This window comes from Pseudocolwellia sp. AS88, assembly GCF_030551755.1.
GTDB lineage: Bacteria > Pseudomonadota > Gammaproteobacteria > Enterobacterales > Alteromonadaceae > Pseudocolwellia.
This window is the reverse complement of sequence record NZ_JAUPEC010000028.1, coordinates 1-13298: the sequence shown is the minus strand read 5'-3', so window position 1 is coordinate 13298 and position 13298 is coordinate 1. Positions and strand designations below refer to the sequence as shown.

The following is a 13298-nucleotide window of genomic DNA, read 5'->3' as shown; positions in this document are numbered from 1 at the left end:
TCATTGAGCTCGATTATTCTTGAAAGAGCTACCTCAGACTTAATGCCTGTATTAACGACAGCGATTACATCTGCATTAATTTCCATGTTAATGTCAAATGGTGTAGGAGCTGAAATACAAAGGCTGTGAGCAACTGTAATTGTTGGATATTTAGTAACAGCGACCTTGCTAACGTTTTTTTTACCTGTTTTATATAGATTTTAAAAGATAAGATTAGAGCGCTAAGCGCCTAATTCATTGAAAGAATTAAGCAGCCGACTCATTAAATACTAATCCACATTACACATTCATCGTTACAAATTGTGATGTGGATTACTCCTGTGTCAAATAAGATTAATAGGTACAAAGTATGTCAAATAGTCACAATCATCATAGCCACAGCCATACACACCACCATGCTCATCAACATGATGGAAAATTAAATTTAGCCGTATTTATTAATATTTTATTAACTATTGCTCAAATTATTGGCGGTATTTTATCTGGTAGCCTTTCTCTTATTGCTGATGCATTACATAACTTGAGTGATGCGGGCGCCATTTTGATTGCTATATTTGCAAGAAAAATTGCTAGAAAACCAGCTAACAGTAAAATGACGTTTGGTTTTAAAAGAGCTGAAATATTAGGGGCATTAATAAATAGCACAACACTTATTATTGTTGGCTTGTATCTTATATACGAAGCGATAAGTAAATTTTTCAATCCACAACCTGTAGATGGCTGGATAGTCGTTTGGATTGCATCAATTGCACTCATCATTGATGCCGTAACTGCATGGCTTACCTATAAATCTGGCGCTGAACATAATTTAAATTTAAAAGCAGTATTTATTCATAACATGTCTGATGCCTTAGCGTCAGTTGTCGTTATTATTGCAGGCAGCCTTATTATTTTATATCAGTGGTATATAGTCGATTTACTAGCAACAATTGCTATCTCATTCTATGTGATTTATCACGGATACAGTCTGGCTAAGGAAACCATGATAATTTTGATGCAAGCCGTACCTGAAAGCATTGATATTGATGAACTAAGTGCAGAACTTCACGATTTAAACATGGTTGAAAAAGTTTGGCACCTACATGTATGGCAGCTTGATGATAAAGAAATATTCCTTGAAACAAGCTTAGCGTTTACACCATCAAATTCTGTGCATGATCTCAATCCTATTAAAGATCTTCTTAAAGATAAATATGGCATACATCATTCCACAATAGAGAATAGCCCTAGCCACGCATATGAAAATAACTGCTATAAAATTGAAAATGGAAAGTAAATATTTTCAGATTCAAGAACGAATTTTTTAACAGCATAGGAAGTATTAAAATACCACTCACTAGAAATAGAAATAGAAATTGATTGTCGATGCAATATTCACTGCATCGATGATCGAGAAAGAAATGGCGAGAGAAAATAAATATTCTATTGGATTTTATTTATCACTGAATCAGCCATAATTTGTAATGGAACGAATGACATCTACAGTATGGTTTTAGCTTTTCAAATACTTTATATAAAATTATATGGTAAAGGCTCTACATTATTCGTTTTATTATTCAAAATAATGAGCGAGGGCTAGATAACCTTGCTTAATATGATCAATCAATAAGGTTATTTTTTCTGGTTTATATCGTGTGTATGGATAAACAGCAAAAACTCCTAACGAACGTGCTTTATAATCGTTTAGTACATTGACCAACAGACCACCTTGTAACTCTTCATAAACACTACATTTAGGCACATAAATAATCCCAATATCATTTAATGCTGCTTTTTTTAAAGAATAAGCATTGTTGGAAGACATACTGCCTTTTACTAATATAGATTCATATTTGTCATTATCATAAAATCGCCATTCATTACTTCCATTTGCTTGCAGATCATAACAAAGACAGTTATGTGATTTCAGATCATCAATTGTGTTTAATGCTTTATGGGTTTTTAAATATTCTGGCGATGCACATACAATCCATTTAGATTCTATTAAAGGTACTGCGATTAGAGAAGAATCTTCAAGAACAGCTGTTCTAATAGCTAAATCAACACCTTCTTCAACTAAGTCGACAAGCTTATTTTCAAGCCTTAATTCAATGGTGATTTTAGGGTAGATTTTGCAAAAACTTGATACTAACTCTGCCAGTAATAACTCACCTGAAATGGTAGGTACAGACATAGTAATATGACCAGAAATATCTTTAGATAACTCGTTAACCGCGGTAAAAGCATCGTTTGCTTGCTGGTTAATACCTTTGGCATGTTTATAAAGTAATTTACCTGCGTCAGTAAGGCTAAGCTTTCGAGTTGTTCTATAAAGTAATTGTGTATTTAGCTGCTTTTCTAGTGCCGATATTTTCTTACTCACAACCGTTTTGGATAAACCTGTTTTTTGAGCTGCCAGGCTAAAAGACTTCTCTTCTACTACTACAGCAAAAATTGCTAACTCAGATGCGCCGTTCATATATTGCTCATTGTATCTAAAATGGAAATAGTTTGTTTTTCTATTGCGAATATACAGGTAAATTTCGAAGGAGTATATTGCTTATATCGTAGAAAGTATGTGGTGATATATAAATACATATACTCATTTCTATATATTTTAATGCAAGTAACATCCAAATTACCTTGGTAGAATAAGGGCGGATAAATGTCTGAAAAAAATAATTACACTGACGCGAATCAATCTAACACGATTGAATGTTTAAATATTTCCGAGAAGAGAGTTGGGCTATTTGTTACCTGTTTGGTAAATACAATGCGTCCTTCAGTAGGTTTTGCTTCCATCACTTTGCTTGAGCAAGCAGGTTGTACTGTTGAAGTTCCAGCAGCTCAATCTTGCTGTGGACAACCCGCATTTAATTCAGGTGACGACGAAGGTACTCGTCAAATCGCTTATCAAGTGATCGAACAGTTTGAAGAATTTGATTATGTTGTTTTACCTTCGGGTTCATGTGCTTCAATGATCAAAAAGAACTTTATAGAAGTATTTAAAGAACAACCCAGTTGGCAAGCAAGAGCTCAACATTTAGCTGACAGAACTCATGAACTACTCTCATTTTTAGTTGATGTATGTAATTTTAAACCGAATGGTGTTGAACTTGATGGTACATTCACTTATCACGATAGTTGCTCTGGTTATCGTTCTCTTAATGTTTACGAGCAACCAAGAGAAATGCTTTCTACCGTTAAAGGTTTAGAGCATAAACCATTGAATGGTCATTCTGAATGCTGTGGTTTTGGTGGAACATTTTGTGTTAAATATTCAGATATATCTAACGCCATTGTTAGCGAAAAAGTAGAAAATGTTGTTGCTGCTGACGCTGATTATTTACTTGGTGGCGATATGGGATGTTTAATGAACATCGCTGGAAAGCTTAACCGAGAAGGTAATCAAAAAATTACTGCATTGCACACCGCTGAAGTTTTAGCGGGTTTAGCACCAAAGATTATAGGGGCTAACGATGCAAGCTAATAAACCTGAAAATTTTACTCAAAATGTTACTGATGCTTTAGCGCAGCCTGATTTAAAAATGATCATCAGGCGTACAACCGACAAAGCTGAAGCAAAACGTACTGATGCCATTGCAAACTTTCCTGAATTTGAAAAAGCACGAGCACAAGGTCAAAAAGTTAAAGACCATACCATTAAGCATATGGATCATTATTTGGCTGAATTTGAAAAAAATGCTTTAGCTCAAGGTACTATTGTTCATTGGGCGAGTACTGCTGAAGAAGCTTCAAAAATTGTGTTAGATATCTGCCGTGAACACAAAGCTAAAAAAGTAACTCGTAGCAAATCTATGTTGGGGGAAGAAATAGGCTTAACACACGCTTTTGATAATTCAGATATAGAGCGCATTGAAACCGATCTTGCCGAACATATTATTCAACTGGCGGGTGATCCACCATCTCATATCATTTGGCCTGCTATGCATAGAAGCAGGGAAGACGTTGTTAAACTTTTTAGGGAGTTTCATAGCGATCCAACTTATTCAGAAGAAATTACTGATCTGGTAAGAAGTGCACGTCGAGACCTGCGAACTAAGTTTTTAACATCAGATATTGGCATTAGTGGTTCTAATTTTTTACTTGCCGACAGTGGTTCTTCTTGTACAGTAACCAATGAAGGTAATGCTGAACTCACAATTACTCCACCTAAAGTACACATAGTTACTGCAGGTATTGAGAAGCTTGTACCATCAATGGCACATGCAATCCCTTTATTACGTTTGTTAACACGCTCTGCTACTGGTGCAGATATCACGCAATATATAACTTTTCATAATGGTCCTAAAAGAAAGAACGATGCTGATGGTCCTGAAGAATGTCACATTGTTTTAGTTGATAACGGTCGAACAAAAATGCTCGCTGAAGGCATGGAAGAAATGCTGCGCTGTATTCGTTGTGGAGCTTGTATGAATCATTGTGTGGTATATAAACATATTGGCGGACATGCTTATGGCTCTGTATATCCTGGGCCTATGGGCTCGGTACTTACGCCTCACTTACAAAGCCTTGAAGTCGCCAATAAACAAACTCATGCTTGTACCATGAACGGGCGTTGTGAAGATGTTTGCCCTGTTAATATTCCTCTTCCTAAACTATTACGCTCACTGCGTGCGCAATCGTGGCAGAAAAAGTATGAGCCACTGACCAATCGCTTTTTTGTTAAGTTTTTTGGCCAATTAGCTAAAAGACCTCAATTGTTTCAGTTGTTCTCGTCATGTGGCGTTATATTTATGAAAATATTTAGTCGTAATGGCTGGATCAAGTTTATGCCTTTTACTTCTGGATGGACGAAAAATCGTGACTTAATAGAGCCAGAAACAACAACATTTATGCATCAATATAAAAAATTAAAAAATCTAAAAGTGATGGAGCGTAAATTATGAATAAACACATAAGCGATATGAGCAGAGAAAAAATATTCAATGCGATTAAAAGTGCAAAACCAACTATCACTGCCGATGCTAAAACTATTGAAGATGAAGCACTTGAACTTTTAAAAGAGAGTGAATTTGCGCGTCCTCAATTAATGTCTGAAGACGCAACTGAAGCATTAATGTTAAGAATTGATGCGGGTTTAGTTATAGGAACAACCTGCGAGAAAATTTCGACCCTTGATATGTTACCTCATTCGGTAAAGCAGTTTTTTGACAGAAACTCTTTACCAGCTGAACTTAAAGTCCAGAGTGTTGAACCCTTAAATAAATTAAATTGGCAGGGTATAACAACAGATATCGACATTGTAAACGATAACACTGTGGGTTTATGTTGGGCTGAATATGGTGTTGCTGAAACAGGTTCGTTTGTTGCTCATTCGAGTCCTGAAATGCCTATTTTACTTAACTTCCTTCCGTTGTATTTGATTGCCATTATACCTAAGTCAAAAATACTTCACTACATGGATGACTACGCGCTTATCGCAAATGAAATAGCTAAGAAAAAACAAACGCCACGAAATATGTGTTTAATATCAGGCGTTAGTGGCACAACAGATATTGAAGGTGTATTAGTTAAAGGCGCTCACGGGCCTGAAGTTTTACATATTATTATTGTTGAGGATGAATAACGTTAGATAGAATAATGTGAGTTAGTACCTATGATTAGATGCTAACTAATATTAATTGAACACCTCTGATAAATACCTAATAAACATAATGTTCCATGGTGATTTCAGCTTTATTTTCCTCAAGATTTAACTTCATATTTAAGGCTGTTTATTTAATACCAAACGGATTAATTTATTGAGCAACTTAGAACTATATTAGCAAGCTTAGAACAAGCAAAATTGATTAAACATAGTTATTCTATATTTTTTTAATTTTGTGATGTTATCAGTTTGCTAATGAGCTCACCAAGGGCGAGAATTTAAAAGCTTATATGCCGCGTTATTGATTTTGACAAGGTTCCTACATGGATGTAGGTGCTTAGGTTCAGTCTGGAACTATGAACCTGTGCCTCTAAGCCTTTAAATTCTCGCTAAGTGAGCAATAAATTAATCCGTTTGGTATGATGTGTAACTTTTTGAGTATTTGACTGAATTATTTGTGGATTTTTAAGCAAAAATCATAAAGAATCTATGTCCCAAATATCATTATCCTTATTGTGAATAAAAACTCACATTTTGAATTCATATATTCATTTTAGGAAGTATAAAGTGGTATTATTAACAAAAAATGAATAACTGAGGAAATATAATGTCTATCACGGTTCAGCCGCTTGATGAGAATCAACGTCAATCTTGTCCTGAAAATTTTGCCTTTGGTACAACGTTTTCAGATCATATGTTTACACAAGAGTATGACGCAACTTCAGGCTGGAATAATGCTCTAATTAGTCCTTATCATTCATTATCACTTGATCCTTCTGCTGCTGTCTTTCATTACAGCCAAGAGATTTTTGAAGGTTTAAAAGCGTATAGAGCTCACGATGGTGGTATTAACTTATTTCGTCCAGAAGAAAATATTAAACGCTTTAACCGTTCAGCTAAACGTATGGTTATGCCTGAAGTTGACGAAGCTTTACATTTAGAAGCTATTAAATCTTTAATCACTTTAGATAAAGCTTGGGTGCCGGCTAAAGATGGCGCATCTCTTTATATTCGCCCAACAATGATCGCAACAAGCCCTAAGCTAGGTTTAGGTGCAAGTAGCAACTATCAACATTTTATTATTTGTGGACCTGCGGGCACTTATTTTGAAGGCGGTTTAACACCTATTGCTGTTCACGTTGCAGATAAATATCGTCGTGCTGTAGTGGGTGGCGTTGGTGAAGCTAAAACTGGCGGTAACTATGCAGCAAGTTTATATGCTTCTGAAGATGTAGTTAAAAAAGGTTACTCGCAAGTTTTATGGTTAGATGCGGTATCGGGTCGATACATCGAAGAAGTTGGTGCAATGAACATTTGTTTTGTGTATGAAGGCAAGCGTATTGTGACACCATCTTTAAGTGGCAGTATTTTACCTGGTATTACACGCGATTCATTATTAAAACTAGCACCTACATTAGGCTATGAAGTAGCTGAAGAACGTTTAGACATTGAAGTTATTTTAGCTGATATTGCTAGCGGTAAAATCACTGAAGTATTTGGTTGTGGTACTGCGGCTGTAATTTCTCCTGTTGGCGTACTTTGTTATAAAGATAAAGACTTTGTAGTAAACAACAATGAAACAGGTGAAGTATCTAAGCATTTATACGATGAGTTAACAGGTATTCAATACGGTACTCGTGAAGATAAGTTTAACTGGATACAATCAGTTACGGGTTAAGCTTTAAAACTTAATCAACCTAATTAAAAAAACCTAAGTAATAGCAATATTACTTAGGTTTTTTGTTTTTAATTCACTTAAAAAATTAATAGGCTTTACGTTCTTCCGTTTAGATAACTTTCGTAATCAGGTATTTTCTTTTCGTATTCTGTATCAAATAACGATGATTGAATTAAAAAGTCTGCTGAAGCCTGATTACACGCCACGGGAATATTCCAAACCGCTGCAATTCTTAATAAAGCTTTTACATCTGGGTCGTGTGGCTGTGCTTCCAGTGGGTCCCAAAAGAAAATAAGCATATCTATCTTTTGTTCTGTGATGAGAGCGCCAATTTGCTGATCGCCACCTAATGGACCACTAATTAAAGTATTAAAATCTAAGCCTGTGTTTTTAGATAATAATGTTCCCGTTGTCCCTGTAGCATACAAGATGTGAGAAGCTAATTTTGATTCGAATTTTTGACACCATTTCATTAAATCTTTTTTCATATTGTCGTGAGCAACAAGAGCGATAGATTTTTTTTGTGGTGATGTAAAGGTTTTGTATAACATGGTTAACTCGTGTTTTCTGTATTATTGTCATTATCTTTAAATATTAATAAGATAAAGTAAACAAACAAATAGCTAAACAAGCTTTTTAGTTGTTGACTTAGTTAAGCACAATAGTGATTATGTATGAGCTTATTATCTTTTTAACTTACACTTTAACGAGTTCAGTAAACTATGCTTAATCGCCGCATTATAGTATTAAATCCTATCCTCAACCGCCTGGTCGTTACGGCTAAGTGTTGGGCAGTATTTACTGTGGTGAATTGATAATAAAGTAACTAATTATTTTAAAGCCGCAGAACGTAAATTCTGCGGCTTTTTTCTTTTTAAAAACAAAGTTTGCAGAGTTGCTTAGGCATAACAAGGAGAAAACAGAATGTCGGTACCAGCTGCATATCTTGCTGTTGTATTAATTTGGTCAACTACGCCATTAGGTATAGTGTGGAGTAGTGAAAGCGTAGATCCAACATTAGCTGTATTAGGACGAATGACAATAGCGGTTGTTTTAGGTTGGCTGATTTTAAAAATTGGCAGAATTGAACTGCCAATAAACCGACAAGCTTTTAAAGTTTATGCCTATTCAACCATAGGTATTTTCGGCGGAATGCTTTTTACTTATATTGCTGCTCGTTATATTGCGTCAGGCTTGATTTCGTTAATTTTTGGCTTATCGCCTATTATGTCGGGTGTTTTGGCTCAAAAAATATTGGGTGAACCAAAGTTCAGTAAAACGAAAAAGCTCGCGTTGTTTCTAGCGGTATCTGGTTTAACTATTGTTTGTTACGATAAAATTTTCATGCAAGGCACTAGCTTATCTACAAGTAGCTACTTTGGCTTAGCAGCCGTTTTTGCTGGCATGTTCTTTTTCAGTATTAGTGGTGTATTGGTTAAAAGTGTTGGTTATAAAATTAATGCGCTTGCTTCAACAGTAGGTTCCTTAACTTTTTCAATTCCACTATTTTTTGCTGTATGGCTGATTTCTGATGGTACATTGCCAGTAGAAGAGTGGACAACACGTTCATTGCTCGCCATTTTGTATTTAGGTATATTCGGTTCATTAATTGGCTTTATTGCGTATTATTATATTTTACAGCGTTTAAACGCGAGTACAGTAGCACTGATTACGATGATCACGCCTGTCGTGGCGATATGTATTGGCGCATTACTTAATAATGAATCTGTGAGTAAACACCTGATGATAGGCGCTGCATTTGTTATGGTGGGCTTGGCTTTATATCAATGGGGCGGCAGAAAGCGAACACGAGTTACCGTTTCAACCTAAGTTAATAATAGGGGAGCTATGTTAAGTTTTAAGCATTTCTTCTCACTGTTATTAGCCCTGCTATTGTGAACAGATTTAAGAGGCATAATAGTTGGCAATAAAATTTACACTTTTTAAGAGATATTATTTGAATGAAATTGTCTGTTGGTTTTAGACGTGCAGTAGCGACTGATGTTGATTTTCTATTACAGCTTAGAAAATTAACCATGACCGAGCATTTGAATAATGCAGGCTTTTACTTTTCAGATGAAGATCACATAGCTCGGATCAAAGAGTTTTTTAATGACTCTTTTATCATAACTAACCACAAAGAAAGTATCGGCTTAATTAAGCTAGGCGTGCTTGCGGATAGAATTCATATCCGACAATTTCAAATACTCCCTTCCTTTCATGGCAAGGGCGTCGGTAGCTTTGTTTTAGATGTTACTAAAAAGAAAGCACGTGAACGTAAATTACCTGTCACTCTAAATGTATTACTCGATAATCCAGCTAAAAGCTTATATCTCAGACATGGTTTTTATGTAGAAGAGCAATTGAAGTTAGAATACAAAATGCGTTGTGATAATGAATAATGTTCAATAAAAAAGCTCTAATAACAACAGAGTGTAAATTAGAGCCTATAAATTTCAATAAATGCTTAGCTTATGCGATTAAAAAATCTTACCGTGACCTTCAACTTTAGACACATCAACACGTGTTGGGGTTATTTTACCATTCACTAAATCTTCGCTGGCGATAGAGAAAGTTTCAATTACCTTGTGCATAGAATCTAAATCTAAGCTGCTAAGATCGTCAGTGGTTTTATGGTAATGTTGATCTTTATCTAATTGTGTGCTGCTAAAACTATGAGCTGGAACACCTAATCGCGCTAATGTAGCATTGTCAGAACGGTAAAATAAGCCTTGCTCAGGATACGGATCTTTATATATTTCAATATCGTGTTTTTCTAAGCTTTTATTTAAAAGCTCACCTAAGTTTGAACGCTCCATACCTGTCATCCAAATAGTGCCAGCACCAAACTTAGATGGTTTGCCAATCATCTCAATATTGATCATCGCGATAACATCATCAGGATTCAATTGTTGAGAGAAATAACGAGAGCCATAACCGCCAATTTCTTCCGCTGTAAAAGCAGCAAATATTAAGGTTCTTTCGTTGTTACCTTTTTTAGAAAAATAGTCAGCTAAATTAATAATTGCAGAAGTACCTGATGCATCATCATCAGCACCGTTGAATATCTCTTTACCGTCAGGTGTTGTACCTAAATGGTCGTAATGAGCAGAGAACATAACAACTTCGTCAGCTTTACTTTTACCTGGCAATACAGCAACAACGTTAGATAGCGATTTTTCACTAAACTTGGTCGTGACTTCAATATCTATGTTTTCTATTGCTAACGCGTTAGTTAATACTAAAACAATAGCACCTTGTTCTGCTTTGTTTTTATCATCGAATGTCAGCTTAGTTAACCCACTATTTAAAAACTGTTGGTAGCGTTTAAAAATATCTGCATGTGCTGTATCAACCAAAATAAGATGTTGACCGCCTTCGTTATTTACGCCGCGTAACACACTTCGGTAATCGTCATCAGCAGCAAGAATATGGGTTTTAATATCGGCTTTGTTTTTCCAACTAAAGCTTTTCATGGTGCTTGCAACAGTAATGTTATCTTTATCGATACTTTTACCGTTTAAGTTAACTGAAACTTTATCAGGGGTAATACTGGTTATGTTAAAGGTTTGTTTGTAAGTTGATAGGCCGTCAAAGGTTTTTAAACCTATTTCAGCAAAACGTTGGCTAATGTAATTAGCAGCTATATCAATTTCAGGTGAGAAACTTGCTCTGCCTTTTAAGCTATCGCTGGCTAAGTAAGTGATGTCTTTCGTCATTTGCTTTGCTGAAATGTTTTCTGCGATAGTCGTGGTTGATATCAAGCTTAAGCAACTAGCAAGGCTAATGCTTGCGCCGAAAGTAATAGCGCGTATTGGAGTGTTTTTTAACATAGTAAGTATCTGTATTTCGGGATTTCTAAAGACTTACTATTGAGGAAAAACAACAGCTTTGCAACCTAGATACAGATTTTAGTGACTTTTTTATGTTAGAAAACGTTAATTGGAGTTAATTGTGAGAAAAACAAAGTAAAAAAGAGATGTGTACCTATGATTTAATAAACAACCACTTTGAGATCATTAGGTGTAATAAAGGCCTATTTATACAAAGTGGTAATATATCAAGTTAAAACAACCAAGCCTTAAAGCAGTTTAGTTGTTTCAATTAACAAACTTTCATCACCAGCAGTTAACCATAGTTGTCCGTCTTGGATGCTACATTGAAATTCCATCGAACGAGAAATTAGCTCAGCTAATGCGTCTGTGGTTTCTTCACTAAATTGTTCAATTGAAAGTTTACCAAACTGGCGTAGTTTACTTTCTGACTGCTTCCACCAAGTTTCAACACTGCTGCCATAACAGTACAGTTTTACTTGTTGTGCTCTATTACAGGCTTTTTTAATGCGCTTTTCATCAAGTTGGCCTAATTCAATCCACAACTCTATTTCTTCAGAGTAGTTTATTTGCCATATTGCTGCTTCATCTTCGTCACTTACGCCTTTACCAAATTGTAGGTGTTCGTTGGCATTTAATATAAATGCAATTAAACGAACCATCATACGGGCGTCAGTTTCTGATGGGTGCTGAGCAATCGTCAAATTTAAGGTGTCGTAATAGTTACGATCCATATCTGATAAGTGAATAATTGCTTTGTTAATGGTTGCTTTTAAAGCCATGTTGAGTTCATCTCAATGTAAGTATGGTTAATTATACCCTTTATGTAACAAGATCATGCAAGAGTTTTGAGATAAATTTAGTAGAGTTTATTTGGGGGCAATAGATAAACATATAGTCACAATGAATACTTAGTATAAGTCTGACGAATTGCTCTTGTGTCGAAAGGTAGTGTTAAGATGATTTTCACTTTAATTTTTAGGTAATGTGTAATGACTATTCAATCTTTTATTCCTGTACCGCGTACATTAATGGGACCTGGTCCTTCTGATGTTAGTCCGCAAGTGTTGTCTGCTTTATCTCGCCCAACTATTGGACATTTAGATCCGCTTTTTGTGGGAATGATGGATGAGGTCAAATCGTTATTACAATATGCCTTTCAAACTAAAAATGCTTTTACTATTGCGTTGTCTGCACCTGGTTCAGCGGGTATGGAAGCCTGTTTTGTTAACTTAGTTACGCCTGAAGATACCGTTGTTGTGTGTGTTAACGGTGTTTTTGGTATGAGAATGACTCAAAACGTTAAACGCTTAGGCGCTAAACTTGTAGTGGTAGAAGGTGAGTGGGGAAGAGCGGTTGAACCTCAAGCCTTAGAAGCTGCATTACAGCAAAACCCTGAAGCTAATTTTGTTGCTTTTGTTCATGCTGAAACATCAACGGGCGCTTTATCAGACGCTAAAACTTTGTGTGAGATAGCCAGAAAACATGATTGTTTAACTATTGTTGATGCGGTTACATCACTAGGTGGTGTTGAACTTCGTGTTGATGATTGGGGCATTGATGCTATTTATTCTGGAAGCCAAAAATGTTTATCGTGTGTTCCTGGTATTTCACCTGTTAGCTTTAGTGAACGTGCTACTCAAATTGTTAAAAATAGAAAAACGCCTGTACCCAGCTGGTTTTTAGATCAGTCTTTGGTGATGGATTATTGGTCTGGAGATGGCAAGCGTACTTATCATCATACTGCGCCAGTTAACTCATTATATGCGTTGCATGAGTCTTTATTGATGTTAAAAAATGAAGGTTTAGAAAATAGCTGGGCACGCCATGCAAAACAACATGAAGCTTTAGCAGCAGGCCTTGCAGATTTAGGTATTAATTATATTGTGCCCTCAGATGAACGTTTACCACAGCTGAATTCAGTGTTTATACCTGAAGGTATTGATGATGCGAAAGTGCGTAATTATTTATTGAACGAGTACAATTTAGAGATAGGTGCAGGCTTAGGTAAATTTGCCGGTAAAGCTTGGCGTATTGGTTTGATGGGTTATGCAGCACGTAGTGAAAATGTAGCTTTATGCTTGGCTGCTTTGAAAGATGCGTTAAGTAAATAAATTTGGTTATGACCCGTCCTAATATAGGTTGACAGTCATTTAATTAAAACGCCTGATGTACTTCATTGGGCGTTTTATATTTT

The 13298-nt window shown here is 35.7% G+C and carries 12 protein-coding genes and 1 pseudogene; 9 read left to right on the top strand and 4 right to left on the bottom strand.

Going from position 1 to position 13298, the window contains the following annotated elements:
* Positions 1-15: 15 nt before the first annotated feature.
* Positions 16-204 (top strand): annotated as a pseudogene (locus tag Q5N69_RS16010) (efflux RND transporter permease subunit); the annotation flags it as partial.
* Positions 205-349: 145 nt separating this feature from the next.
* Positions 350-1276, top strand: coding sequence for a cation diffusion facilitator family transporter (locus Q5N69_RS16005; RefSeq protein ID WP_304370091.1), 927 nt, complete (start codon positions 350-352; stop codon positions 1274-1276).
* 276 nt (positions 1277-1552) lie between these two features.
* Here Q5N69_RS16005 and Q5N69_RS16000 read toward each other — a convergent pair whose 3' ends face one another.
* The gene (locus Q5N69_RS16000; RefSeq protein ID WP_304370090.1) at positions 1553-2458 is read right to left on the bottom strand and encodes a LysR family transcriptional regulator; all 906 of its coding nucleotides are present in this window, start codon (positions 2456-2458) and stop codon (positions 1553-1555) included.
* A 186-nt stretch (positions 2459-2644) separates the two neighbouring features.
* Between Q5N69_RS16000 and Q5N69_RS15995 the strand changes: the two genes are divergently transcribed.
* The 4 genes from Q5N69_RS15995 to Q5N69_RS15980 all read left to right on the top strand — a co-directional run bounded on the left by Q5N69_RS15995 (position 2645) and on the right by Q5N69_RS15980 (position 7268).
* On the top strand, positions 2645-3469 hold the full coding sequence (locus tag Q5N69_RS15995; RefSeq protein WP_304370089.1) for a (Fe-S)-binding protein: 825 nt from the start codon (positions 2645-2647) through the stop codon (positions 3467-3469).
* On the top strand, positions 3459-4889 hold the full coding sequence (locus Q5N69_RS15990) for a lactate utilization protein B (protein WP_304370088.1): 1431 nt from the start codon (positions 3459-3461) through the stop codon (positions 4887-4889). Before Q5N69_RS15995 ends, Q5N69_RS15990 begins: the two co-directional genes overlap by 11 nt.
* Positions 4886-5569, top strand: a complete 684-nt coding sequence (locus tag Q5N69_RS15985) for a lactate utilization protein (RefSeq protein WP_304370087.1) — start codon at positions 4886-4888, stop codon at positions 5567-5569. Before Q5N69_RS15990 ends, Q5N69_RS15985 begins: the two co-directional genes overlap by 4 nt.
* 628 nt (positions 5570-6197) lie before the next feature.
* A complete protein-coding gene (locus Q5N69_RS15980) occupies positions 6198-7268 on the top strand; it encodes a branched-chain amino acid aminotransferase (protein WP_304370086.1) in 1071 nt (356 codons plus the stop codon).
* A 95-nt stretch (positions 7269-7363) separates the two neighbouring features.
* Here the strand turns inward: Q5N69_RS15980 and Q5N69_RS15975 are convergent, their stop codons facing one another.
* Positions 7364-7819 carry a methylglyoxal synthase gene (locus tag Q5N69_RS15975; RefSeq protein WP_304370085.1) on the bottom strand — a complete coding sequence of 152 codons (456 nt, stop codon included), beginning with the start codon at positions 7817-7819 and terminating at the stop codon, positions 7364-7366.
* A 373-nt stretch (positions 7820-8192) separates the two neighbouring features.
* Here Q5N69_RS15975 and Q5N69_RS15970 point away from each other — a divergent pair, with 373 nt between their 5' ends.
* Positions 8193-9098, top strand: a complete 906-nt coding sequence (locus Q5N69_RS15970) for a DMT family transporter (protein ID WP_304370084.1) — start codon at positions 8193-8195, stop codon at positions 9096-9098.
* A 131-nt stretch (positions 9099-9229) separates the two neighbouring features.
* A complete protein-coding gene (locus tag Q5N69_RS15965; protein ID WP_304370083.1) occupies positions 9230-9670 on the top strand; it encodes a GNAT family N-acetyltransferase in 441 nt (146 codons plus the stop codon).
* A gap of 78 nt (positions 9671-9748) precedes the next feature.
* On the opposite strand, the gene Q5N69_RS15960 is transcribed toward Q5N69_RS15965, so the two are convergent.
* Positions 9749-11101 carry a M20/M25/M40 family metallo-hydrolase gene (locus tag Q5N69_RS15960; RefSeq protein ID WP_304370082.1) on the bottom strand — a complete coding sequence of 451 codons (1353 nt, stop codon included), beginning with the start codon at positions 11099-11101 and terminating at the stop codon, positions 9749-9751.
* A 248-nt stretch (positions 11102-11349) separates the two neighbouring features.
* Positions 11350-11883, bottom strand: coding sequence for a YaeQ family protein (locus tag Q5N69_RS15955; RefSeq protein WP_304370081.1), 534 nt, complete (start codon positions 11881-11883; stop codon positions 11350-11352).
* A 210-nt stretch (positions 11884-12093) separates the two neighbouring features.
* Between Q5N69_RS15955 and Q5N69_RS15950 the strand changes: the two genes are divergently transcribed.
* Entirely contained in the window at positions 12094-13215 is a 1122-nt protein-coding gene (locus tag Q5N69_RS15950; protein WP_304370080.1) for an alanine--glyoxylate aminotransferase family protein, read from the top strand.
* Positions 13216-13298 lie beyond the last annotated feature (83 nt).